Annotated in this window: 22 protein-coding genes and 1 pseudogene; 15 read left to right on the forward strand and 8 right to left on the reverse strand. The window is 38.2% G+C overall.

What is annotated here, in order from left to right:
* Positions 1-182: 182 nt before the first annotated feature.
* The 4 genes from FN756_RS11155 to FN756_RS11170 all read right to left on the reverse strand — a co-directional run bounded on the left by FN756_RS11155 (position 183) and on the right by FN756_RS11170 (position 2,709).
* Positions 183-815, reverse strand: a complete 633-nt coding sequence (locus FN756_RS11155; RefSeq protein ID WP_142604198.1) for a peroxiredoxin — start codon at positions 813-815, stop codon at positions 183-185.
* A gap of 309 nt (positions 816-1,124) precedes the next feature.
* Complete coding sequence (locus FN756_RS14720) at positions 1,125-1,310, reverse strand: hypothetical protein (RefSeq protein ID WP_317131201.1); 186 nt, start codon at positions 1,308-1,310, stop codon at positions 1,125-1,127.
* A 98-nt stretch (positions 1,311-1,408) separates the two neighbouring features.
* On the reverse strand, positions 1,409-1,969 hold the full coding sequence (locus FN756_RS11165) for an outer membrane beta-barrel protein (RefSeq protein WP_185955257.1): 561 nt from the start codon (positions 1,967-1,969) through the stop codon (positions 1,409-1,411).
* Positions 1,970-2,046: 77 nt separating this feature from the next.
* A complete protein-coding gene (locus tag FN756_RS11170; protein ID WP_142604200.1) occupies positions 2,047-2,709 on the reverse strand; it encodes a DUF4136 domain-containing protein in 663 nt (220 codons plus the stop codon).
* A gap of 137 nt (positions 2,710-2,846) precedes the next feature.
* Between FN756_RS11170 and FN756_RS11175 the strand changes: the two genes are divergently transcribed.
* Positions 2,847-3,602: a carboxypeptidase-like regulatory domain-containing protein gene (locus FN756_RS11175; protein ID WP_142604201.1), complete on the forward strand. Its 756-nt coding sequence runs from the start codon at positions 2,847-2,849 to the stop codon at positions 3,600-3,602.
* Here FN756_RS11175 and FN756_RS11180 read toward each other — a convergent pair.
* Entirely contained in the window at positions 3,599-4,207 is a 609-nt protein-coding gene (locus FN756_RS11180; protein ID WP_142604303.1) for a polysaccharide deacetylase family protein, read from the reverse strand. The genes FN756_RS11175 and FN756_RS11180 overlap by 4 nt on opposite strands.
* Positions 4,208-4,382: 175 nt before the next feature.
* Between FN756_RS11180 and FN756_RS11185 the strand changes: the two genes are divergently transcribed.
* The 3 genes from FN756_RS11185 to FN756_RS11195 all read left to right on the forward strand — a co-directional run bounded on the left by FN756_RS11185 (position 4,383) and on the right by FN756_RS11195 (position 8,432).
* The gene (locus FN756_RS11185; RefSeq protein WP_142604202.1) at positions 4,383-5,810 is read left to right on the forward strand and encodes a TolC family protein; all 1,428 of its coding nucleotides are present in this window, start codon (positions 4,383-4,385) and stop codon (positions 5,808-5,810) included.
* 34 nt (positions 5,811-5,844) lie between these two features.
* The gene (locus FN756_RS11190; protein WP_142604203.1) at positions 5,845-7,215 is read left to right on the forward strand and encodes an efflux RND transporter periplasmic adaptor subunit; all 1,371 of its coding nucleotides are present in this window, start codon (positions 5,845-5,847) and stop codon (positions 7,213-7,215) included.
* Between the two features lie 209 nt (positions 7,216-7,424).
* Positions 7,425-8,432 (forward strand): NAD(P)H-dependent glycerol-3-phosphate dehydrogenase, encoded by a 1,008-nt coding sequence (locus tag FN756_RS11195; RefSeq protein WP_142604204.1) that lies wholly within the window; start codon positions 7,425-7,427, stop codon positions 8,430-8,432.
* 153 nt (positions 8,433-8,585) lie between these two features.
* On the opposite strand, the gene FN756_RS11200 is transcribed toward FN756_RS11195, so the two are convergent.
* The gene (locus FN756_RS11200; RefSeq protein ID WP_142604205.1) at positions 8,586-10,412 is read right to left on the reverse strand and encodes a DEAD/DEAH box helicase; all 1,827 of its coding nucleotides are present in this window, start codon (positions 10,410-10,412) and stop codon (positions 8,586-8,588) included.
* Between the two features lie 378 nt (positions 10,413-10,790).
* Positions 10,791-11,276, reverse strand: coding sequence for a DUF4293 domain-containing protein (locus FN756_RS11205; RefSeq protein ID WP_142604206.1), 486 nt, complete (start codon positions 11,274-11,276; stop codon positions 10,791-10,793).
* A 161-nt stretch (positions 11,277-11,437) separates the two neighbouring features.
* Here FN756_RS11205 and truA point away from each other — a divergent pair, with 161 nt between their 5' ends.
* The 9 genes and pseudogenes from truA (at position 11,438) to FN756_RS11250 (ending at position 22,897) form a co-directional block, all read left to right on the forward strand.
* Positions 11,438-12,241 carry a tRNA pseudouridine(38-40) synthase TruA gene (gene truA / locus FN756_RS11210; protein WP_142604207.1) on the forward strand — a complete coding sequence of 268 codons (804 nt, stop codon included), beginning with the start codon at positions 11,438-11,440 and terminating at the stop codon, positions 12,239-12,241.
* 153 nt (positions 12,242-12,394) lie between these two features.
* Positions 12,395-14,155 (forward strand): ABC transporter ATP-binding protein, encoded by a 1,761-nt coding sequence (locus tag FN756_RS11215; protein ID WP_142604208.1) that lies wholly within the window; start codon positions 12,395-12,397, stop codon positions 14,153-14,155.
* Positions 14,156-14,227: 72 nt separating this feature from the next.
* Positions 14,228-14,812, forward strand: coding sequence for a DUF1579 domain-containing protein (locus tag FN756_RS11220; protein WP_142604209.1), 585 nt, complete (start codon positions 14,228-14,230; stop codon positions 14,810-14,812).
* A 212-nt stretch (positions 14,813-15,024) separates the two neighbouring features.
* The gene (gene sucD, locus FN756_RS11225; protein WP_142604210.1) at positions 15,025-15,909 is read left to right on the forward strand and encodes a succinate--CoA ligase subunit alpha; all 885 of its coding nucleotides are present in this window, start codon (positions 15,025-15,027) and stop codon (positions 15,907-15,909) included.
* 124 nt (positions 15,910-16,033) lie between these two features.
* The gene (gene fabG / locus FN756_RS11230) at positions 16,034-16,780 is read left to right on the forward strand and encodes a 3-oxoacyl-[acyl-carrier-protein] reductase (RefSeq protein WP_142604211.1); all 747 of its coding nucleotides are present in this window, start codon (positions 16,034-16,036) and stop codon (positions 16,778-16,780) included.
* Positions 16,781-17,026: 246 nt separating this feature from the next.
* Positions 17,027-19,411: an OmpA family protein gene (locus FN756_RS11235; RefSeq protein ID WP_142604212.1), complete on the forward strand. Its 2,385-nt coding sequence runs from the start codon at positions 17,027-17,029 to the stop codon at positions 19,409-19,411.
* A gap of 354 nt (positions 19,412-19,765) precedes the next feature.
* The gene (locus FN756_RS11240; RefSeq protein WP_142604213.1) at positions 19,766-21,844 is read left to right on the forward strand and encodes a hypothetical protein; all 2,079 of its coding nucleotides are present in this window, start codon (positions 19,766-19,768) and stop codon (positions 21,842-21,844) included.
* A gap of 29 nt (positions 21,845-21,873) precedes the next feature.
* Positions 21,874-22,521 (forward strand): annotated as a pseudogene (locus FN756_RS11245) (RHS repeat-associated core domain-containing protein); the annotation flags it as partial.
* Positions 22,511-22,897 carry a hypothetical protein gene (locus tag FN756_RS11250; RefSeq protein ID WP_142604214.1) on the forward strand — a complete coding sequence of 129 codons (387 nt, stop codon included), beginning with the start codon at positions 22,511-22,513 and terminating at the stop codon, positions 22,895-22,897. The pseudogene FN756_RS11245 and the gene FN756_RS11250, both read left to right, overlap by 11 nt.
* A gap of 48 nt (positions 22,898-22,945) precedes the next feature.
* On the opposite strand, the gene FN756_RS11255 is transcribed toward FN756_RS11250, so the two are convergent.
* Positions 22,946-23,275: a helix-turn-helix domain-containing protein gene (locus FN756_RS11255; RefSeq protein WP_142604215.1), complete on the reverse strand. Its 330-nt coding sequence runs from the start codon at positions 23,273-23,275 to the stop codon at positions 22,946-22,948.
* 706 nt (positions 23,276-23,981) lie between these two features.
* Between FN756_RS11255 and FN756_RS11260 the strand changes: the two genes are divergently transcribed.
* The gene (locus tag FN756_RS11260) at positions 23,982-24,596 is read left to right on the forward strand and encodes a trimeric intracellular cation channel family protein (RefSeq protein WP_185955258.1); all 615 of its coding nucleotides are present in this window, start codon (positions 23,982-23,984) and stop codon (positions 24,594-24,596) included.
* Between the two features lie 181 nt (positions 24,597-24,777).
* The gene (locus FN756_RS11265; protein WP_142604216.1) at positions 24,778-25,332 is read left to right on the forward strand and encodes an REP-associated tyrosine transposase; all 555 of its coding nucleotides are present in this window, start codon (positions 24,778-24,780) and stop codon (positions 25,330-25,332) included.
* Positions 25,333-25,438: the final 106 nt, after the last annotated feature.

Raw genomic sequence — 25,438 nt, forward strand, 5'->3', positions numbered from 1 at the left:
CTGTAATCTTTTTGAGTCTTTCTTTGATAACCCTTAAATTCCTGATCTTTCATATAGTTAACACGTCTTGTGTCAACTTATTTCAGGACGCTACATTTAACAGAATAAAAAAAGGAACCAACGCAAGCTGGTTCCTTTTTTATTAACTGAAAATTAAATAATTCCGGAATACTGATTCTGGATTAGTTTTCTGAGAAGTATGAAGCAACACCTGAGAAAGTTGCATCCATTGCTTTTTCACCTTGTTTCCAGTTAGCAGGACAAACTTCGCCATTTTTTTCAAAGTATTGTAAAGCATCAACCATGCGAAGTGCTTCGTCTACATTACGGCCCAATGGAAAGTCATTAACTACTTGGTGACGAACAACTCCTTCTTTATCGATAAGGAATAGTCCGCGGTAAGCAATCATTGCGCCTGTTGCGGTAAACTCACCCTCTTCATTGTATTCATACTCACCGGCTAATACACCAAAGTTAGTTGAGATAGTTTTTGCAGTATCAGCTACAATCGGGTAGGTAATACCTTCAATTCCGCCTGATTTTTTTGGTAATTGTAACCAGCCCCAATGTGATTGTTCTGTATCGGTTGAGCAGGCAACCACAGCTACATTGCGTTTTTCGAATTCAGCTAATTTCTCTTGGAAAGCATGTAATTCAGTAGGGCAAACAAAAGTGAAATCTTTAGGATAGAAAAAGAAAACAACTTCTTTTTTACCAATAAATTGGTCTAATGAAAAATCTTCAACAATTTCCTCGCCGTTGATTACAGCAGGTGCAACAAATTTAGGAGCTTTTTTTCCAACTAATACTGACATGTTATCTGTTTTTATTGATTATTAACTTGTTATGTGTATTTTAAAGTTGAGGCAAAGGTAGAGTTTTTAAGCCTCTTTTTAAATCAAGTTTTCAAGATTAATAGGAAATTACACTTAACTGACGCTACAGAATTCTGTGGAGGTTTTTAGTAGAAATAGGGTGATGAGAATTGAACTATTTTTTAAGCTATTCGAAGACCATTTTTTGATAACCGTTCAGGCTGTAGTAAGATGATCTCTTTTTCATCTCCAACTACTCCAAGTACAAGGCATTCGGAAATGAAATTAGCAATTTGTTTTGGAGGAAAATTAACAACCGATTAAGCCCTCTTTATTGTAAAGTTTGGTTAGTTGAGCAGATGAATATTTTAACCCCAATGCTCCAAAGTCGATCAATAATTTAAAGGATGGATTTCTGGCTTCAGGGAATGAATTAACTTCAACAATTGTTCCAACTCTTATTTCAATTTTTTCGAAATCAGCATATGTAATCATAAAAAACTTGGTCTAGAGATGTTAGACCAAGTTAATTAGTTAATTAGTTAATTAGTTAATTATTTATTTATTTATTTATTTATTGAAAAAGAAGGTTGTTACTTGCTAAATGCAAGGCCTAGATTAAATCCAATAAAGCTTACGGAAGGTAACCCTCCTGCTTCAAAACCGATATTGTATCGAATATTTGCCGTGATGTTGGCGTTGGAGTTGATACTGTAAAATGTGCCAATCTCAGGATAAACTCCAAATTGCCAGGCATTATTTTCATACGAGTAAACTCCAAAATCGAGTCGTTGACGAGCAAAAGTAGTTCCTATTCCGGCTCCAATGTAGGGCAGAAGTGGAGTTTTATGAGGTTCACCCAAGTAATAATGAGCTTTCAAAATAAGCGGATATGCATTTATATAACGGTATGTTTTTCCGGTCACCGTTAGGGTGTTTTCTAAATCATAGGTAGCAGAAGGAGCTGCTTGGTAAAACACATTCCAGCCTAGTGAAATACCTGCACTTAGTTTTTCTTTTACAAATCTACCATATTCGAGGCCGATTCCTCTAAAACTGTATTCATCAACAAAGTCAGTAAGACTGCTTGTTGGCAGAGCCATATTATAGGTAACAGTGGAGTATGAATGTTGTCCGAATGATGCAAAACTCAATATGCAAAAAAAGACTGATAGATATATAGTTTTTTTGAGAGCTTTCATGACCTTAAATTTTAGGAAACAGATGAGAGTTAGTTTGTTTTCAAATATGGCGATTGAACAAATGCTTGATCAATACCCGCAACTGCTCTTGATGTATTTGAAGTAGTCCCATTATCAACCCCTTTAATGCTGCCTAGCCATACTGATCCGATGTGTTTATTTGGAATATCTTCTGCCTTAGGGTCCGATATTGTAATGATTAAATCGCCGATGGTATACGAGTAAACCACAGGTAATCCTACCGGATACCATCCTCCTCCCCATGGATATCCCCATGAACCCCAAGGGTACCATCCCCAATAATCCCACCAAAAGGGATAATAGGCGCCTATTACTGTAGTTCTGGCAATATACGATTGGACAATCAGGTCAGGGGCTGCTCCACCAGGTTTTACCTCAGTATATCCATAACTTGTCATGTTGGTTTTGATCTGATTTAGAATGGTTTGAACGGATGGACCTGAAAGAGTATCTTCAGGTTTTGGATCCTCTCCCGTAATTTTTACAATACGCGGTGGCAACACATAGGTACTCGCATTTGCAAAGTTGTAGTTCGGATTATTTGCGGTAGCCACTACGTCTAAATCTTGAACATTGTCTGCTCCTCCCGGATAGCAGGAGTTGTTCAGGAATGCACTAAAGAGAATAATCGATAATGCAAGGACTTTTTCTGGAGTAAAATTATATTTCATAAGAGCATAGATTTGTCATTGCAATCTAGTTAAATCACTGATTAATAGCAAGTTGTTTTTAATATTGAGCCTGTGGAGCTAATTTAAACTTGGGTTACTGAGCAAAGAACTATACTTTTGCTTATTGCGTTATTGCTATGATGAAGTTGAAATTTAAAATAGGTTTGGTGTTGATTTTGATTGGGTCTGGATTTTCGGCTTCGGCTCAGAGTGTACTTTCGGGTAAGGTTATTGATAAAGTACGGGCTCAAGTACTTGAAAATATATTGGTGACGAATGCTTCACAGAACAGTCAATCAACAACTGATAAAGCCGGAATGTATAAAATTTGGGTTATGCCCGGTGATACTATTTTGTTTTCAGGCTTAGGTTTTCAAAGTCAAAAAATAATTATCGAGCAGACACTTAGTTTTTTAACAAAGAATATTTACATGATACCTCGTGATTATTTTTTACCAGAAGTAATAGTATCAACCCGGAAAACCTGGAAACAAGATTCTTTGCAGCAACGTCAGGATTATGCAAGAGTTTATAATTATAAAGATCCTTCAGTGGGTAATTTGGCAGGAATGGCGGTATTTCACCCCTTGTCATTTATAGAATACCTGTATAGTGGTAAAAAACGTAAGAATACACGTAGTTTTCAAAAAAACCTTATTAATTACGAACACGAAAAGTATATTGACAACTACTATAATGCTGAATTAGTAAGTAAAATAGCAAAGATTAGTGACGAACAGGAATTGAATGATTTTATGAAGTTTAGCCGGCCTCAGTATTTATTTTTAAAGTCATCCACTCAATATGATTTGTATGCTTACGTATCTTCTTCTTATAAAAGATTTAAGGCTCAAAAGATAACAGCCGATACAACTCAAAAGATGAATAATTAAAGTGCCTTTAGTTCATAGCCTTGTTCTGTCCAGTACTTCAAGGCATTGGGTAAGGCATAACGTAAACGGGGTTCAGCTTTCAAACTATCGTGGAAAACAATAATAGATCCATTTTCGGATTGTTCAATCACATTTTTATAGCAATCTTCAGGCGAAAGTTCTTGATCAAAATCACCACTTAAAATATCCCACATTATTATTTTGAATTCATTTTTCAATGAAAGAATTTGTGTAGGCCTAATCCTTCCGTATGGAGGGCGAAAAAGACGGGCTTTTACTTTTTTATTACACTTTTCAATGTTTTTGATGTACTCATCCGTAGGGGTAAACCAACCATTTAAGTGGTTAAAGGTATGATTTCCAATAGAGTGTCCTTCGCTAATTACTTGTTTAAATATTTCAGGGTGTTTATTTACATTGTCACCAATGCAAAAAAAAGTAGCCTTGGCATTATATTTTCTAAGCTCGGACAGTACAAAAGGAGTTACCTGTGGAATTGGCCCGTCGTCAAAAGTTATATAGAGCACTTTTTCCTTCCTGCTTTGGTTCCAAATCAGAGAAGGGTACAGTTTTTTTAACAGGTATGGAGTTTTAACCAAATACATTGTTTCAAAGGTAATAAAAGTGCTCATATACTTTTAAGTGTGTGACTCTATTGTTTATTTTTTCATCAATTGGAAGACTGTTCTTTAAATTAAAATAAATTATAACGTAATTTATTTTAATTGGTTTGTAATAAATAATATTGTATTTCAATCTCTTAAACTAATAGTTAGTAATTTGAAAAAGCAAATTTTGTTGTCGTTTTTAGTGTACGCAGCTACCTGTCATCAAGCGATTGCTCAAGAAAAACTCTCTCTCGAAAAATGTGTAAGCTACGCATTGGAGCATAATCTAAATATTAAACAATCTCGCTTTAATGAGGCGCTTTCAGATCAGGATCTTCGTCAATCAAAGTATAATCTTATTCCCAGTTTAAATGGGCAGGCGAGCCAAAATTTTAATAAGGGACGTAGTATCAACCCTCAAACCAATATTTACGTCGATCAAAACCTGAATTCAAACAATTTTTTTATTGGATCGGAAGTGGTTTTGTTTTCCGGCCTTCAAAAGCTGAATACCATTAAACAGAATAAATATAGTTTAATGGCTCAACAAAATAATGTAGAAAAAACAAAACAGGATGTTACATTGAATGTGGTTTCTGAGTTTTTGAATGCTTTGTTTTATCAGGATCAGGTGCAAAACTATCAGAACCAGTTAAAGGTAAGTCAAAGTCAGGTTGTGATGGCAAAGAAAAAGGCGGATGTTGGAACAATTACAGAAGCTGATTATTTGCAGTTTAAAGCTCAGTCCTCCGCTGATGAATTAAACCTTATTACTGCACAGAATCAATTAACCATTTCGTTTTTAAACCTACGCCAGTTATTAAACATTGAGCAAGATAAAGCGTTTGATATAGAGCGTCCGGGAGAATTATCCCTGATGAATATTAGAACCGATTATAGTGATGTGGAAGTATATAACGAAGCATTGAAAATAAATCCGGGAATAAAATCATTGGAATACGAGCGGCTAGCAACGGAGAAGTTATTGGAAGTTGTAAAAGGCAAATACTACCCAACTTTGAGTTTAGGGGCAAGTTATTCGACCAACTATTCAAATATTGCTCAAAAGTTGTCTCGAACGCCAGGTCCTGATGCCGTAACTAATTTTTATATTAAAGATCCCAGTGGAAATATACCGGTTTATGGTCCTACAGAAAACATTACTACCGCTCCGATTTCATTTGGCGAACAGTTTACAAACAATGTAGGACGAGCAATTGGGCTTACATTACGAATTCCTTTTTTTAATGGTTTGCAGGTTCGAACCGGGGTAAATAAAACTAAAATCAACCTTGAAAATGCTGTTGTTACGGAAGAACTGGCTAAAAATCAGTTGAATAAAACCATTGCCCAGGCGGTAGCTGATTTAAACGCGGCCAAGAAAAAACATGAAGCTGCTGAAAGTTCTTATGCATCTCTTAAAAAAGCATATGATTATAGTCAAAAACGTTTTGATGTTGGATTATTGAACAGTCTTGATTTGAATATCGCCAAAACTAATTACAGTAAAGCAGAATCGGATGCTTTGCAAGCTAAATACGATATGATTTTAAAGAGTAAAGTAATTGATTATTATCTTGGCAAACCTTTAACATTTTAAAAGAAAAGATAGCTTTAAAATTTTCAAGCATACAATGAATAAGAAAAATAACACCCTTTGGTACTTACTTTCCTCAGCTGCACTTTTGATTGTTTTAGCAGCCGTTGGTAAAAAACAAGGCTGGTTTTGGGGAAACAAAGAAACTGAAGTTGCAGTTGAAAAAGTCGCTAAGCGCACAATTGTAGAAACGGTTTCTGCAAGTGGCAAAATACAACCAGAAACAGAAGTGAAACTTAGCCCAGAGGTTTCCGGAGAAATTGTTGAATTGTATGTAAAAGAAGGAGAGCGCGTTAAAAAAGGCCAACTCCTTGTACGTATCCGCCCTGACTTTTATGCTTCAGATTACAGTCGTTCAGAAGCAATCGTTAACGAAGTAAAGGCTAATATGGCTAATAGTGCAGCAAGATTGGCTGCATCTGAAGCCACATTTAAAAATGTACAATCGTCATTTAGCCGGAGTAAGAAACTGTATGAAGAAAAAGTAATTTCTCAATCAGAATACGATGCCGCCTTGGCGCAATATGAACAGGCTAAACAAGATGTTCAGGCGGCCCGCCAAAGTTTGGAAGCAGCCAAATACAATGTGGCATCTTCTCAGGCTACTTTAAAACAATCAGGTGTGAGTTTGGCTAAAACTACAATTTACGCTCCGATGGATGGAGTTGTTTCCATGCTAAGTGTTGAAAGAGGAGAGCGCGTTTTAGGTACTGCACAAATGCAGGGAACTGAAATTATGCGTATTGCTGACTTAAAAACGATGGAAGCTGTTGTTGATGTGAACGAAAATGACATTAACCGCGTTGCGTTGCAGGATACGGCTGACGTTGAAGTGGATGCTTATTTAGGTAAAAAATTTAAAGGAGTAGTCACCGAAATTGCCAATTCAGCAACAAGTGGAGCAGGGGTGGCAACTACAGATCAGGTAACTAATTTTAAAGTAAAAGTAAGATTGTTGCCTTCCTCTTATGAAGAATTGATGAATGCCGGAGAGCAAGTTCGATCGCCTTTTCGCCCGGGATTATCCTCGACTGTCGATATTCACACCCATAAAGTTGACAATGCGCTCTCTGTACCCATTCAGTCGGTTACTACTCGCCAAAATGAAGAAAAGGATAAAAATGGAGAAGCGAAGATGCTGAAAACGAGTAATGATGGTAATCAATCAAAGGTAAAAAATAATGTATTGCCGCAAGAGATCGTTTTTGTCATTCGTGAGGGCGTTGTCAAGGCTGTTCCTGTAAAAACCGGTATTCAAGATGATTCATTTATAGAAATAAAATCGGGTTTAACGAATGCAGATAAAGTAGTTATTGCGCCTTATTTAGCAATCTCTAAAGACTTAAAAGACGGGGATAAAATAAAAGAAGTAGAAAAGGAAAAATTGTTTTCTCCGGATAAAAAATAATAAAGATGCATACGTTTCAAGGCTCCGCAATTAGCGGGGCTTTTTTTGATTTTTCTCAAAAAAAACTATTCTATGGGTAGTGGTCTGGTTTACATTGTTTTAACTTGTTTTTTATTCATATTGGGTAGGCTAAATTTGATGTTAGTGATAATTAATTTTATGAAATAATGTAGGTTTACGTAAAATTAGATTGCTTTTAATATAAAATAGTGGAAGAAAATAAAACAAGGGTAGCTGTAATTGGCGGAGGGAGTTGGGCAACGGCCATTGTCAAAATCATTACAGATAATGGGCGTAGTAACAAAGTGATTTGGTGGATGCGTAATCAGGAAGCGATTGATCATTTGAAAAAATATCATCGAAATCCACGCTATTTAAGTTATTTGGAAATCAATATTGAGCCTGGAAACATTACAAGCGATTTGAAGGAGGCTATTTCTGGAGCAGATATAATTGTTTTGGCTATTCCTGCTGCTTTCCTTCAAGATGCATTAGCTGAAATCTCTGCTGATGATTTAAAAGGTAAAGTGATTGTTTCAGCAATTAAGGGATTCGTTCCGCAAGATAATCTCATTATAGGAGAATTTCTTCATAAACAATATTCAGTTCCATTTGATAAAGTGGCGGTCATTTCTGGTCCCTGTCATGCTGAAGAAGTAGCGCTCGAAAAACTATCTTACCTTACCATAGCTTCGCAAAGTCAGGATGTGTCCTGTTTGATTGCCTCATTGCTTTCCAATCGTTATATAAAAACGACTACTTCTGATGATATTTACGGTACGGAATACGCTGCGGTGCTTAAAAATATTTTTGCGGTAGCAAGTGGTATTTGTCACGGATTAGGCTACGGTGATAATTTCCAAGCCGTACTTATTTCGAATGCAATACAAGAGATTAAACGTTTTGTAGATGCAGTCCATCCTATCGATCGTGATATAAAAGATTCAGCTTATTTGGGCGATTTGCTTGTTACGGCTTATTCACAGTTCAGTCGTAACCGTACGTTCGGAAATATGATTGGAAAGGGGTATTCTGTTAAATCAGCGCAATTTGAAATGAATATGGTTGCCGAAGGGTATTATGCTGTAAAATGCTTGCACGAAATTAACCGAAACCATAAAGTGTACATGCCAATTAGTCGTGCTGTTTATGCTATTCTTTATGAAAATATTTCTCCAACGGTAGAGATTAGATTGCTTTCAGAGAAGTTGAGTTAATGAGTATTGAGATTTGAGTATCAAGTATCAAGACGGCGAGTTCGTTATACATAAAAATAAAAAGACCTGCAAATTTTACTCTGCAGGTCTTTTTTTATGATTAGCCAATTTTAATCTGGCTTTTTGTTTGGATGCTATGATCTCAACTTCGGATTACCAACGTCCGCCACGGCGTTCGCTGTTCGCTGATGAAGAATCGCTACGACGTCTGTTGCCACTTCCGTAACCGCCAGAGCGTTCACGATTTCCGCCAGAGCGTTCACGATCACCTCCGCGGAATCCGCCAGAGCGTTCACGATCACCACCAAAGCTACGCTCACGAGGTCGGCCGTTGAAACCACCTGAACGACCTTCACGGCGTCTGTCTCCGTCTTGTGAAACTTCTACACGAACAGTACGTCCTTTGAAGTCGATGCTGTTAAGACCTGAGAAAATTTTCTCAACATCTTCACTAACCACCTCGAAGAAAGAGTAAACTCCTTTAACATCGATACGGCCAATTTTAGCACCAGGGATGCCTGAGTTATCGCAAATGTAGCGTAACATATCACCGCGGGTAAATTCATCTAATGAACCCAGGTTGATAAATAAGCGAGTAAATCCGCTTCCTGCACGCATGCTGTTTGAATCACCTCTTTCCGGACGCTCATCAGCGCGAGCATTCAAATCAGGAGCATTTTTGTAATACTCAAGGAAACGGTTAAATTCTAATGAGGCAATACGTTTGATCAATTCTTCTTTGCTCATATCAGCCAATTCAGTGTTGATACGATCCATGTATTGCTCAAGTTGTCCTTCATTCACTTCTACATTGTGTATTTTGTGAATGATTGCAAACAATTGTTTTTCGCAAACATCAAAACCAGCAGGAATTTCAGCTTTGGTAAATTTCTTACCAATGATACGCTCGATCTGACGAATTTTACCAAGTTCTTTGCTGTTGACAAGGTTCATTGAAACACCAGTTTTACCGGCACGCGCCGTACGGCCGCTTCGGTGGGTGTAATTCTCAACTTCGTCAGGTAATGAATAATTGATTACGTGAGTCACGTCATTTACGTCAATACCACGAGCTGCAACGTCAGTAGCGATAAGCAACTGTAATGAACGATCGCGGTAGCGTTTCATTACTTTATCACGTTGTTGTTGTGAAAGGTCACCGTGCAAAGCATCAGCATTATAGCCGTCTTTGATTAGTGCCTCTGCAATCTCTTGTGTTTCAATTTTGGTACGGCAGAAAACAATCCCGAAAATTTCCGGATTGAAATCGACTAAGCGCTTGAATGCAGCATATTTTTCACGAGCTCTAACTACATAGTATTCGTGTTCGATATTTGCATTACCTGTATTTTTTGTACCTACAGTAAGTTCAAAAGGATCAGTCATGTAGTTCTGTGCAATACGACGAACTTCGTTCGGCATGGTTGCAGAGAATAACCAGGTCTTTTTGTCTTTAGGAGTAGTTGAAAGGATCGAGTTAATGTCTTCCTGGAATCCCATGTTCAACATTTCATCAGCCTCATCAAGTACTGAATAGCGAACATTGTCGAAATTTAACACATTACGACCAAGGATATCCAGCATACGACCTGGAGTAGCCACAACGATTTGTGCGCCACGTTTTAAGTCTTTAATTTGTAAGCCGATGTTAGCACCACCATAAACGGCAACGATGTTTAATTGACCTATGTGCTTGCTGAAGTTTTTCAAATCGTTAGTGATTTGTAAACACAGTTCGCGAGTAGGGCACAAGATTAATGCCTGCGGTTGACGTAATTCAGGGTTGATTAACTCTAACAGAGGTAATCCAAATGCGGCGGTCTTGCCGGTGCCAGTCTGGGCCAAACCAACGAAATCGCGGGTGCCAGTCAGTAATTCAGGGATCGCCTTTTCTTGGATTGGAGTTGGCGCAGTAAAGCCAAGTTCGTCAACAGCCTGGACGATTTTAGAGCCTAAGCCCAATTGTTCGAATAAATTCATCTAATGATTTTTTGTTTTAAATTTCCCGATGGCTAACGGGTAAAGGGAGGAGAGTTGATTTTGTTATGATGGCCGCCAGGCCAAAAATGGTAACAATCCACCCGATTTATACTCGGTTCTTAATTAGGCTGCAAAGGTAAGTTTTAAATTTCAATAATGGAAATGAATTTTAAGATATGCTGATCAGATCGATGTTAGAAAATGGAATAAAACTTTAAAAACGTTAAAATTTCGATAGTCAGCTTGTTTTTAGTTTTTGCTCTTCAGGTTTGTTTTATTTTTTAAGCTACATCAAAAATGATCTTAAATCCATATAAAAAGAAAAACCTGCTGATTGTCAACAGGTTTTCTTCTTTATTTTTATAAAATAGCTCGCAACTATCTCAATCGATCAACTGATTTTATTAATGCTTCGTCTTTGGCAATTGCTTTTCTGGCAAACAAAGTCAAAATTAAAATCACCGACAAGAGATAGGCTCCAGTTTTAACAGTCCAGTTGCTGACAGCGGGTGTGTTTTCTGGTTGCACTTTAAGCATTGTTAATACAGATAGAACAATGGTTAGTAAAATAACCGCCCAGCAAATTAGGGTTTGTTGTTTGCGATTTTTGTACGAAAAAATGGCAGCTACTAATCCTACCATAATACCTCCGAGCGCAATAAGGTTAGCTAAGTAGGTTTGAATTTGTTTAAAACCTTCAATGGTTTCGGCATATTTGCCGGTTGCTCGTATCTCAATTAATTCTTTTATAGAGTCATTTGCAACCTGATTAAGATGCACAAAGCTTACTATAGGGAAAAAGAACAGCAAAATGGCAGCAATTAATGCCAATGCCAAATAGATAGATTGAACACGTTGTATCATGCGCCAAATATAATAAAAAGCTTAAAGTGCAAAGTAAAATGTGGAGTTTCGACGTATTGATACTTTCTGCTTTTAACTTTTTACTTTCAACTTTAAAGCTAATGATACTTTCTGTTTTACACTTTTTGCTTTCAGCTTAAAGCACGACATTTACGGCGAAAATGGAGACTACCAAAAACAGATATTTTATCGAATTAGCCTATAAAGGCACTAATTTTCATGGATGGCAAGTGCAGGAAAACGCAATTACTGTTCAAGAGGTGCTGAACAAAGCGTTATCGATCGTATTACGGGAAGATATTGAAACCCTTGGCTGTGGAAGAACCGATACAGGCGTACATGCGACTGACTTTTTCGCACATTTTGATACAATTTCTACTATTAAAATAACTGGATCGGATAAAAGGAAACAAGAAATTGATCACGACCGTTTGGTTCGTTCGGTTAATTCACTTATAGGATATGATATTGCGGTGAAGCGATTTCTTGCTGTAAAACCAGAGGCTCATGCCCGATTTGATGCTACAGCCCGTTCTTATGAATATCATTTGTATTTTGAAAAAGACCCGTTCCAACTTGAATTTGGTTATTTAGTTAAGAATAACTTGAATGTTCATGCCATGAATGAAGCAGCTAAAGTCATGATGACTTATACTGATTTCAGTTGTTTTAGTAAAAGCAATACACAAACGTTCACCAATAATTGCAAAATTTCGAGAGCAGAATGGGTTAATGTGGGGGATAAACTCGTTTTTTATATTACTGCCGATCGTTTTTTGCGAAACATGGTACGCGCTATCGTAGGTACCTTGCTGGATGTGGGTCGGGGTGCAATTACTTTTGAAGAAGTTCATAAAATACTTGAAAGTAAAAACCGTTCAGAAGCAGGGACTTCAGTTCCCGCAAGTGGTTTGTTTCTTACAAAAATAGAATACCCCGAAACGATTTTTTTGGTTCGTGGTTAAATGCTTAATAGTTCAATTTGTTGATAGTCAATGGTCCAATAGGCCATAGTTTAGGTCTCAATCTATCAAAATCTTGATTGCTTAATAAGGGTTGCCGACTTTTGGGTTAACCTGATATAGTTTTATAACAGAATAATACTTTCATACGCTAATATGGCCGCTACCGGAAACGCACTTGATATAAGCCTAACACGAAGAGTTTTTAATTATGCAAAGCCTTATAAAATTAGGTTTTATTGGGCGGTTGTGCTTACTATTTCATTGGCTATATTGGCTCCGTTACGCCCTTATCTGGTGGAATATACGGTCGATAATTACATTTTGTTTAATGATATGAATGGATTGGTCATGATGACCGTCGCCATGACCATTCTTATTAGTGCTCAAACATTAGTTCAGTACAATCATACCTATTTAACAAATTGGTTGGGGCAATCAGTTATTAAAGACCTTCGCCGCGATGTATTCAATCACATCACTCAGCTGCGCTTAAAATATTTTGACAATACCCCTATTGGTACTTTAATTACACGTACTGTTTCCGATTTAGAAACGATTGCTGACGTGTTTTCAGAAGGACTGATATCGATAGTGGGCGATATTCTTCAAATCGTTACCATCATAGCTTTTATGGTGTATGCCGATTGGAAACTAACGTTGGTAGTGCTTACTCCAATGCCATTGCTCCTTATTGCCACCTATATATTTAAGGAAGCCATAAAATCAGCATTTCAACAGGTAAGAGCCGAGGTGACCAAGCTCAATACTTTTTTGCAGGAGCATATTACCGGCATGTTTATAACCCAGTTGTTCAGCCGCGAAAAACAAGAGTTTGATAAGTTTAAAGCGATAAACAAGCGTTATCGTAAAGCAAATATTCAGTCGAACTGGTATTATTCCATCTTTTTTCCGGTGGTCGAGATTATTTCTGCCATGTCGCTGGGGTTGCTGGTATGGTGGGGCTCTAAAGAAATATTGCAAAATGAAATTTCGCCGGGAGTGATTGTTTCCTTTATTATGTATATCAATATGCTCTATCGTCCGATTCGTGAATTAGCTGATAAGTTTAATACGTTGCAGATGGGAATGGTGAGTGCAGGACGTGTTTTTGAGATAATGGATACGGATGAAGTCACTGAGAATAAAGGTAGTTTACAACCCGACCGGCTGAAAGGTGAAATTGAGTTTGATCATGTTTGGTTTGCTTATAATGACGAACAGTATATATTAAGAGATATATCATTCAAGCTAAAAGCAGGAGAAACGCTTGCATTGGTCGGAGCGACCGGAGCCGGAAAGTCATCAACTATTAATATCCTGAATCGGTTTTATGAGATCAGTAAAGGTTCAGTAAAAGTTGATGGCGTAGATATTCGTGAATATGAATTGAGTTTTTTGAGATCTTCCATTGCTACTGTTTTACAAGATGTATTTCTTTTCTCTGATTCTATCTATAATAATATAAAACTAAAAAATGATACCATTTCGCATGCGCAAATCAGAGAGGCTGCACGCGAAGTAGGGGCCGAAGAATTTATTAATCGCTTGCCGGGAGGATTTGATTATAACGTTATGGAACGCGGTTCAACCCTTTCTGCTGGCCAGGCTCAATTGATTTCTTTTATCAGAGCATTAGTTTATGATCCACGGATTTTAGTACTGGATGAAGCAACCTCTTCAGTCGATACTGAAACGGAACATCTGATTCAAAATGCTATTCTGAAATTAATGGAAAACAGAACCACCATTGTCATTGCTCACCGCTTATCGACCATTCAACATGCCGATAAAATTATCGTGCTTGATAAGGGTGAAATTAAAGAAATGGGCACTCACCAAGAGCTTCTTAAATTAAATGGATGGTATAAACGCCTGTATGATCTTCAGTTTAATTCAGTAGGAATAAAGGTTTAAGTTTGATAACTATTTGATATTCAGATTGGTATATGTGAGTTAAAGTTGTAACTTGAATAAAAAATCAATCTTATGAAACGTTTATTCATTGTTTTGATGGCGATAATGCTGGTTTCCGGGTTGAAATCAGTTAAAGCGCAAAAGGATTCTGTAGCTCAGGCAGCAGCGCAGAAAGCCTGGACAGAATACATGACTCCTGGTGATGTACATAAAATGCTCGCTAAAAGTGATGGGATGTGGAAGTCTGAAGTGACCATGTGGATGGCGCCTGGAGCTCCTCCTCAAAAAAGTACGGGAGTATGTACAAATGAAATGATTTTAGGCGGCCGGTATCAGCAATCAAAGTTTAAGGGCGATATGATGGGAATGCCTTTTGAAGGAATTGGTACCCTTGGTTATGACAATGCAAAAAAAATATTTGTAAACTCATGGATTGATAACATGGGAACGGGCATGACGTTCACGGAGGGTAAATGGAACGCAGCTGATAAATCAATAACGTTCACAGGTAAATCATTTGATCCAACAACCGGCAAAGACTGTAATATGCGTGAAGTCTTTAAGTTAATTGACGATAACACTCAATTAATGGAAATGTATACGACTCCGGCTGGTGGAAAAGAGTTTAAAACAATGGAAATCAAGTTTACACGCTAGTGTTTCTGTGTTTAACCCAACAGGTGCAGATGTTTTCGTCTGCACCTTTTTTATCTCTGTAGTGGTGACACGCTTGAAATCGTACCACCACTACGGAGAGACCAATTGAAAGCTCCGCTAAGCGTTAAATAATATATACTGTTATTTCAATAATCTCATTTTCAAATTCGGGAAATAAACTTAGTTTTGCACCACGAACTTAAAAGCATACAATGAGCGTATTAGTTAATAAAAACTCTAAGATAATTGTTCAGGGTTTTACCGGTAGCGAAGGCACTTTCCATGCTTCGCAAATGATTGAATATGGAACAAATGTAGTTGGTGGTGTAACTCCGGGTAAAGGCGGAAATTTCCATTTGGAACTGCCTGTATTCAATACTGTTGCAGATGCGGTTAAAGAAACCGGTGCCGATGTTTCAATCATTTTTGTACCTCCTGCATTTGCAGCGGATGCTATTATGGAAGCTAGTGAAGCCGGTATCAAAGTGATTATTTGTATTACAGAAGGTATTCCTACTAAAGATATGATTCAGGTGAAGGAATACTTAAAAGATAAAGATTGCCGATTGATCGGTCCTAATTGTCCAGGCGTTATGACTGCTGGTGAAGCTAAAGTGGGTATTATGCCGGGCTTTATTTTCAAACCAGGTCGTGTGGGTATCGTTTCAAAATCAGGAACGTTAACTTACGAAGCGGTTGATCAAATTTCACGTCAAGGTCTTGGTCAGTCAACTGCTATTGGTATTGGTGGCGATCCAATCATTGGAACTACCACGAAAGAAGCGGTTGAATTATTGATGAACGACCCTGAAACTGACGGTATCATCATGATTGGTGAAATCGGTGGCGGTATGGAAGCTGAAGCTGCCCGTTGGGTAAAAGAACACGGAACTAAACCAGTAGTTGGATTTATTGCGGGTCAAACAGCGCCTCCGGGCCGTCGTATGGGGCACGCAGGTGCAATTGTTGGCGGTGCTGATGATACTGCTGCTGCTAAAATGAAAATTATGCGCGAGTGCGGTATCCGCGTTGCTGACTCTCCAGCTGAAATTGGCATTGCCATGGTTGAAGAACTAAAAAAAGCAGGAAAAATTTAAAATTAGATGTTGAGCTTTGAGACATGAGATTTGATGAAAATTTCATGTCTCTTTTTTATTAAGCTAATGAAACTATTGAAGGGATGTGTTTCAATCTCATATCCCACATCTCAAATTCCAAGAAATGAAACTTTTAGAAGGAAAAGTAGCCTTGATTACCGGTGCATCAAAAGGTATTGGTAGAAAGATTGCCGAAGTATTTGCACAAAACGGAGCTCATGTGGCTTTTACTTATTTATCATCTGTTGAAAAAGGTCAGGCTTTAGAGCAAGAGCTTCAACAATATGGTACTACTGTTAGAGGATATCGTTCTGATGCGTCAGATTACACTGCTGCTGAAGAATTGGTTAATGCAATTGTGGCTGATTTCGGCAAGTTAGATATCGTAGTTAATAATGCCGGAATTACCAAAGATGGTTTGTTAATGCGTATGACTGAAGAGGCTTGGGACGAAGTATTGCGAGTAAACCTTAAGTCGATCTTTAACTTAACGAAGGCGGCTTCAAAACCAATGATGAAACAACGTCATGGTGTGTTTGTGAACATGAGTTCAATTGTAGGTATTCAGGGCAATGCAGGTCAGGCTAATTATGCAGCTTCAAAAGCGGGTATTATTGGTTTTACCAAGTCAATTGCTAAAGAATTAGGCTCTCGAAACATTCGTGCAAACGTAGTTTGTCCGGGTTTTATTAAAACCGAGATGACTGAAGTTCTTCCTGCTGAACAAGTAGCAAAATGGGCTGAATCTATTCCATTGAAGCGTATGGGCGAAACTGAAGATGTAGCTAACTTGACTTTATTCTTAGCTTCAGATATGAGTGCATACATCACCGGACAAACTATTTCAGTTTGTGGTGGTATGGAGTCGTAATTCTGATAAAACATACCACAAAATGCCAGGCGATTTAGTCTGGCATTTTGTTTTTAAATCATTCCCAATACTTCGCTTAGTGCTTTTTAATTCAAGGCAATAATTAATAAATTAAAAACTATAATTATATTTTTTAAATAATATTTATTTCTTTTTTAAGGCTATTTTTTAATTTATAATTTAGCGTCCAAATAAATCTACCTCTCTTTTTCAATACAAGTCCAGTTTTAATTTAATAATCTAAGAATGAAGCACTTTTACAAAAAGGTTTTTTTGATAATGATTGCTGCTTTGAGCTGTGAGTCGGCTCATGCACAACAATTTCTCGGACTTCGCGGCAGCAATTACGCCGGAATTTACAACGTGTTTTATAATCCGGCTGAAATTGTTGATAGTCGTTTCAGCTTTGACATGAATCTGATCAGTTTCTCAACCACTGCATCGAATAATTTTGGCTCCATAAATCGTAATTATCTTTTCGACAAAGGATTCTTAAAATTAAATGTTAAAGATGATGCTGGTCCTTATTGGAGTTTTACCAATGATAATAAGGTTCGTTCAGGTGTACAAAACTCGAGTGTTATGGGGCCTTCCTTTATGTTTTCGTTCGGAAAGAAAAAACAAAATGCCATTGCACTCTTTTCAAAAGCAAACATGTTTACCAATATCGACGGAATTACTTCAGAGTTCGCTGAGTTGGTAAATGATGATTTTGGTACTGAAGCACTTAAAGGAAAACCCATCACAATGTCGAACTTTAGAACTTCAACAGTAGGATGGGGCGAAGTAGGCCTTACCTATGGACGTGTGTTATTGAATGCAAAACAGAATTTTCTGAAAGGAGCAATTTCTGCTAAATACGTTAGAGGATATGTTTCAGGTTATCTAAACAGTAATACGTTGTCAATTCAATTGGTTGATCCACAGAACAGTGCTGTGAAGATCAGTAATTCGGATTTGAGCATGGCTTACTCGAATAATTTCAATAGCAATGGCGATTTTCAATTTGATAAAATTGCAGGAAGAGCTTCAGGGGCCGTTGATTTAGGTTTGGTATATGAGTATCGCCCTAAGTATGAAAACTTCACCTATGAGATGGATCAGAAGAAAGGTTTGATCCGTCATGATAAAAATAAATACCTGTTTAAAGCAGCGATTTCTATAACAGATTTAGGCCCAAGCTTAAAATTCGATAAGGGCACTTACAGCAGAGAATATAAAAATATGAACGCCGATAATTACGACATTTCAGGTTTGCCAAGTCCGGCTGATGCGAAAGAGTTCGTTGCGGCTTTAGATGCTGATTTTACCAATTCAAGTGCTGCCGCTAAAGAGTATGAGTTTGGCTTGCCTACTTCTATGAATGCCAATCTCGACTACAGAATAGGAGCAGGGTTTTATGTAAATGCCAATGCTTTCATGCCTTTATCGGCTAAGAATAAAGTAAACGCACATTTTGTAAATATTTATAGCGTTACGCCACGTTTTGAAACCGGTGGTTTCGGCGCTTATTTTCCAGTGTCATATACTGAGCACAAGGACTTAAATGTAGGCTTAACATTCCGCGCAGGTCCATTTCTTGTAGGTACTAGTACAATAGCTCCTTTTTTCGGTAAGCAAGAAATTAGAGCTGCTGATATTCATTTTGGATTCAAAATTCCTGTTCGCAATAAAATACTTAAAGATCGTGATAAGGATAAAATATCAGATAAAAAGGATAAATGTAAGGATATAGCAGGATCTCCTGAGTTCTGGGGATGCCCTGATACTGATGGGGATGGAGTGCCGGATAGTGAAGATAAATGTATATTAATACCGGGCAAAAAAGAATTTTCCGGCTGTCCGGATACCGATAATGACGGCGTGCCTGATAGCGAAGATAAGTGCCCCGATATTGCTGGTAAAAAGGAATTAGGAGGTTGCCCGGATTCTGATAACGACGGCATTATTGATAGTGAAGATAAATGTCCTGACTTGGCCGGTCCGAAAGAATTAAATGGATGCCCGGATACGGACGGAGATGGCATTATCGATCCGGAAGATAAGTGCCCTACAGAAAAAGGAACATTGGCATTACATGGTTGTCCGTTCCGCGATGCGGATGGTGATGGTGTGGAAGATGAGCTGGATGCTTGTCCGACGGTTGCTGGTCCGGTTGAAAATAAGGGTTGTCCATACCCTGATACAGACGGAGATGGAGTACTGGATAAAGATGATCTTTGTCCTCATACACCGGGTGATGTTAATAATCATGGTTGTCCGGTAATTAAAGAAGAAGCAAAAAAGGTACTTGAAAAAGCATTTGACAAGCTCGAATTCACTACGGGTCAGTCGGTTATTCGTAGCACTTCATTTGCCTCATTAACAGAGTTGGCGCAATTGATGAAAGAAAATCCTGCTTACAAGTTGAAAATTGAAGGTCACACGGATAACGTGGGTAGCAGAAACGCGAATATGATCTTGTCGAAAAACAGATCGAATGCAGTGAAAAACTTCCTGGTTAAAAAAGGAGTGAAAGCAACTCAGTTTGTAGTAAACTGGTTTGGCCCTGATAAGCCAATTGAAGATAATAGTACCGCTACCGGCCGTCAGGCTAACCGTCGGGTTGAAATGACCATTGTTTTTGAATAATTAAAGAGTTGAGTAAGGAAATATGCGATTTGGTTTAAGCATATTTTATTACTAAAAGTAAAATGCCTTCAAGAAATTGGAGGCATTTTACTTTACATGCATTTTCAGTGCCTCAGCCGAAAATCATTAGCCTTCAACAGTCTCTGCGTGGAATTATTAGCTTTTCACTCCATGCTCTGCGACCTCAGCGCCTCTGCGTGGAAATCATTAGCTTTAACTCTCCTGCCTCTAGGCCTCTGCGTGAAAATTAGTACTGATGATATCTTTTAACTTAATGTGTCATTATTTTTTGATACTTTCAAGCCTGTTGTATAATCGGTGCAATTAAAATAATATCGGTGTAATCACGAAAGTATGATCCTATTTACTTCATCTCCCTGGTGGATAATTCCTTGCATTTTACTAGGCTTGGGTTATGCCTGGTTAATGTACAGTTCATCCACCTCATTTACCAAAACCACCCGCCAAGCTCTTTTTACATGCAGAGCCTTTGCCGTAGCCTTTCTTGCATTTTTATTGCTGGCTCCGTTGATTAAAACCATTTCAAAAATGGTGGAGAAACCGCTCATCATTATTGCTCAGGATAACTCTTCATCGCTTACTTTAAATAAAGATTCAGCGTTCTACAAAACTGCTTATTTAACGCAACTTAAGGAACTCAAAGATCAGTTAAGCAAAGATTTTGAAGTAAAAGCCTTCACGTATGGCGATAAAGTGACAGAAGGCTTAACAGTAGATTTTGCCGAGAAACGAAGTGACTTTGGTAACTTATTTGATGAACTGGGTAGCAGGTTTGCCAACAGAAACGTTGGCGCAGTGATTATTGCCAGTGACGGTTTGTATAATCGTGGGCCCAATCCGGTTTATAACCGGTCCAATTTAAATGCTTCTGTTTTTACAATTGCGTTGGGCGATACCACTCAGCGCCGCGATATATTGGTTGCCTCTGTCGACTATAATAAAATTGCCTATCTGGGAAATAATTTTAGAATCAATGTAAATGCCTCGGCAAGCGGATATGCTAACGCTAAAACTCAACTTACCGTAAGCAGTGGATCGGCGGTTGTATACACTAAAGAAATTGCCATTTCGTCAAATGATTTCAGAACTTCCATTCCTGTTGATCTGGAAGCAAAGCATACCGGAACCCAACGTTTTACCATCAGCTTGCAACCTTTGCAAGGAGAAATCACCACAAAAAATAATACCCAAACCATTTTTGTGGATGTGCTGGATGGGAAACAGAAAATACTTTTGCTCGCTAATTCACCGCATCCTGACCTGGGAACGATTAAGCAATCTATCGAGAACAATAAAAACTATGAAGTAACGATCGATTATCCGGAGACCTTCAATGCCGGGTCGTTAAACAATTACGGATTGATCATTCTTCATCAATTACCTTCAGCTACCGGTACTATTGCTCCGGTTTTGAGCAAGGCTACTCAGTTAGGCCTCCCGATTTGGTACATTATCGGAAATCAAACCTATGTTGATTTGTTTAATAAAATGCAGCAAGGGGCTTCAATAGTTGATTTCAGAAACAGTTATAATGAAGCGCAGGCCGTACTTCAGCATGATTTTTTCCTTTTCGTTTTAACGGATCCTGCGCAAAAGCAGTTCGAGAACTATCCTCCGTTGAGTTCGCCGTTTGCAAGCATCGTTTTAAAGGGCTCAGCCGGCACTTTACTTACGCAGCAAATTGGCTCGGTGAAAACTGGCCAGCCGATGTTGACCTTTACTGATAATGCGGGCCAGAAAGCGGCTTATTTGTTTGGCGAAGGCTTATGGCGCTGGCGTTTGTCTGACTTCCAGGCGAATAGTAATCACGATGCTTTTAACGAACTTGTTAATAAAACCATTCAATACCTTTCGGCTAAAGAAGATAAACGCAAATTCAGGGTTACTCAACCGAAGAAAATTTTTGATGAAAATGAAGCGGTAACCTTCAACGCCGAATTGTATAACGACAGCTATGAACCGGTGAATGATCCGGAAGTGTTGCTGGAGCTGAAAAATAAAGAGGGTAAAAACTTTAACTTCTCGTTCAGCCGTTCCGATAAAGCTTATTACCTCAATGCCGGCGTTTTGCCAATAGGCGATTACACGTTTAAGGCAAAAACCAAACTAGGCGATAAGGAAAGTGTAGCAACCGGAGCGTTTATTGTGAACGCTCTCAATATTGAAGAGTTGCAAACCACCGCCGATCATCAGTTATTGTATCAACTGGCTAAAACATCAGGAGGTGAAATGGTGTATCCGGCCGAAATGAAAAAACTGGCCGAGCTTATCCATAAGAAAGAGGAAATAAAAACCATTTCGTATGAGGATAAACAGCTAGCCGAGTTAATCAGCAACAAGTGGCTGTTCTTTGTAATTCTGGCTTTGCTTACCGCTGAATGGTTGGTAAGGAAACGCAATGGAACGTATTAGGGTTGAGTAGGTAGGATTACGGAGCACGATTCTATGATCCTGTTATTGCCAGATGGAATGTGGTTGATGAATTTGCTGAAAAATTTGAAGATGCGTCACCTTACGCTTATGTCTTAAACAATCCTATTAAATTTACAGATCCAGATGGCCGAGACACACTACATCTTCAAGAGGTTGTAGTGACTTCAAAGGCGAGTGTAACACCTATGTATTTACCGCCTCCAACATTTAGTCCACGACCATTAAATATTCCTGCAGTTGGAGCTATTTCAGCAGTCAGTCCTTGGGTTTTAGCACCAGTTTTAGTGTTTATTCCAGCGAACTGGGGTCAAACTGGGGAGAAAGAATTGGAGGATAAATTAAAAGTTCATCTAGGTAAACTAATTAGAGATCATTTAACAAAATTAACTGTGGATGAATTAGTTGATGGATTGGAAAAAATAAAGATAAAGAACCAAAAGGATAACGATTTTTATAAGAGTCCAGGTGGTAAGGTTCAAGCCGATAAGGATTTCGATTCCTTAGGGCCAACAGATGTTAAGCCTATTCCTGGGGGTAGGACAGGTAAATTGCCTGATGGGACACCGATTAACGTAAGAGATAGGAGCACAGATGGTAGACCAACCGTAGAAGTGCAAAGACCTGGTAATAAAGTAAAAATTAGATATGATGAATGAGAAATTTATAAAATGGGAGCCTATTAATCATATATCATCTGACCTATACTTGCTAAGTTTGCATGATGACTCTCAAAGACTTAAAATACAGTTAGAGATAGAGGATAGTGATAGAATTTTAATTATTGAGTTTGCATCGTATATAGCGTATAGAAATACTGATGAAACGTCGAGATTAGAAAGTCTGAATAAGAATGAAATTTTAAGTACTCGATGGCCTTTATTTATTTCTGAATCATCAGATTATATAGACTGGATCGTTACAGAAAGTTACGGTATTACAGAAAGGAAAGATTTGAAGCATTATGTTATAACTACAGGTACTGGTATAATAGATATAATTAGCAACCAGCAACCAGTAGTGAATTGGCAATAAAAATTTATGTAAGCTATAGAAATAGTCACCTGTAATGGGTGGCTGTTTCTATTTATAAGCCAACCTAGTTTTGGCGTGCTGTATCAGTCCGTCAAGCGAATACATGATATGGTTTTTATCCTCCTCGGGTAGCTTCTGAATGGTAACGACTTTATCCAAAATAGATTGATCGAGTTCCACGTCGGTTTTACCTACCAAATAATCAAGAGAAACACCTAAAACGTCAGCAATCTTAGCAGCCATTTCTACCGAAGGTGTAGCCTCTTCCCGTTCGTACCTTCCCAGTACATTCGAGTGTATCCCTGCCTTTTGAGCCAGTTCGCTTTGCGAAATCTTATGCTCCTTGCGAATAGTAATTAAACGGCTTCCAAAACTCATATCTGTAGTGCTTTTACCCGCTCTTTGAAGTCTTCCGCTAGGATGACTTCAAAGTTCTAATGAATACGAGGGTCTGTGACCCGTTGATAAAGCACAAAACCTTCTTTTTTGCCCCCTGTTTGAAACCTCCCGCTCTCGAAAGTCTTCCTTTTTAGGATGACTTAGGAGTATAAAATTAAACAGAAGACTCCGTCTGGCCGATGGTAATGAACTTAGTTGCTTTTCTTATCTTCGAAGTGCAAGCATCTACCAAAAATGAGTAATGAAGGTTATAAATTTTCCAATGAAGAAGGGGTTTACTTCTTAACTTTTTGGATTGAAGCGGCGGGAATTGTAGATGAGCCCGAGCATTAAAGATATAGCAGCAGATGGGATTGCTCGAAGTAGCGTTACTTGAATAGCTTAGGTTCTGGATTTTCGGGCAGACGGAGTATTCTGTATCATTTGAACTTTTAAGTCATCCTGTCGGAAGACTTAAAAGAGCGGGGTAGGTCTGCGACCCGATGATAAAGCACAAAACCTTCCTTTTTGCCCCCTGTTTGAAAACTGTGCTTGAATTCTTAAAATAATGTTATTTTGACGATCGGTGACCTCGGTTTCATTGGAGAAATTAAGTCAACCTTCGGAAGACTTAATTTAACGGGACTAGTATAGAATAATGATGTAATAGAAGTATAGAATAACAAGCTGGTTTTTTTCATTCACAATGTCAATTTTAAATATTTTTGATCTGCTCGGTACTATTGCATTTGCGGTTTCAGGTGCATTGGCCGCTATGAATAAACGGTTGGATATTTTTGGCGTGCTGATTATGGCCTTTGTGACGGCTGTAGGCGGAGGGACATTGCGTGACATGATGATTGGCTTTACGCCCGTGGCCTGGATGCGCGATTTTACCACCATCAGCACCATCTTTATTTCGTACCTCATCATTCTTTTTGCAAGACCATATGTGCATCGTTTTAAAAGAATCTTGTTTTATTTTGATTCGTTTGGATTGGGCGCTTTTACCATAACCGGAATTCACCAGGGACTGACCTTCGGGTTGCATCCTGTCATTTGCGTTGCCTTGGGTACCATGACGGCTGCTTTTGGTGGGGTTTTGCGCGATATAATGCTGAATGAAATTCCGCAAGTTTTTAAAAAGGAGATATATGCCACGGCATGTATAGTAGGAGGTACCTTATTCTTTGCCCTATTGAGTTTTAATATTGATCAACGATATGCTGAAGTTATAGCTGCGATAGTTGTTGTATTAGTCCGGGTTCTTTCCATCAAGTACCGTTTATATCTGCCTATGATTTACGAGTGGAAGCAATAATTATTCTTTTGACGATGATACTAATAAAGAAGACTTAAAAGAGCTTGGGTCAGAATCATTCACAAATTGATTGGATGAAATACCGCTCGCGCCAGTCTTCCTTTTGGGAGACTGGTGTGAAAAAATGCAGCAAGTCTTCAGACTTGCATTATATTAGCTTGGCATTTTTAAATCATTACCTATGAGCGAAAAATACAAGATAAGGGATCATGAGGTTTTGTACTTCGTTACTTTTTCGGTGGTTAACTGGATCGATGTTTTTACAAGAACTTTATATAAGGATATTTTATTGGAAAGTCTTCGTTATTGTCAGCAACAGAAAGGACTTCGAACACATGCTTGGTGCATCATGAGCAATCACGTTCATTTTATTTTCTCCACACAGCAAGGAAAGGAGTTGCCCAATATCATTAGAGACTTTAAAAAGTACACATCATCGAAAATTATAGAATCTATCCAAAATAATCCGGAAGAAAGCAGAAAAGAATGGATGTTATGGATGTTTACACGAGCCGGAAAGAAAAATATTAATAATACCCATTATCAGTTTTGGCAGCAGAGTTACCATCCAATTGCTCTGTACAATAATAAAATGATGGAGCAGAAATTAGCTTATATCCATGATAACCCTGTTAAAGCAGGAATAGTACTAGTGGCGGAAGAATATTTATACAGTAGTGCTAAAAGCTATGCAGGCTCGGTAGATGTATTGCTGAAAATTGACCTGATTGAATAGTATTTGCAAGTCTGAAGACTTGCCAGAGGCGTTGAGTTTTTTGTGGGGGGCTGTCTTTTCTTTTTTATAGATTTTTTGAATCGAACCTTTAAAAGTCTTTATCTTG

Source organism: Solitalea koreensis, assembly GCF_900182575.1.
Taxonomy (GTDB): domain Bacteria; phylum Bacteroidota; class Bacteroidia; order Sphingobacteriales; family Sphingobacteriaceae; genus Solitalea; species Solitalea koreensis.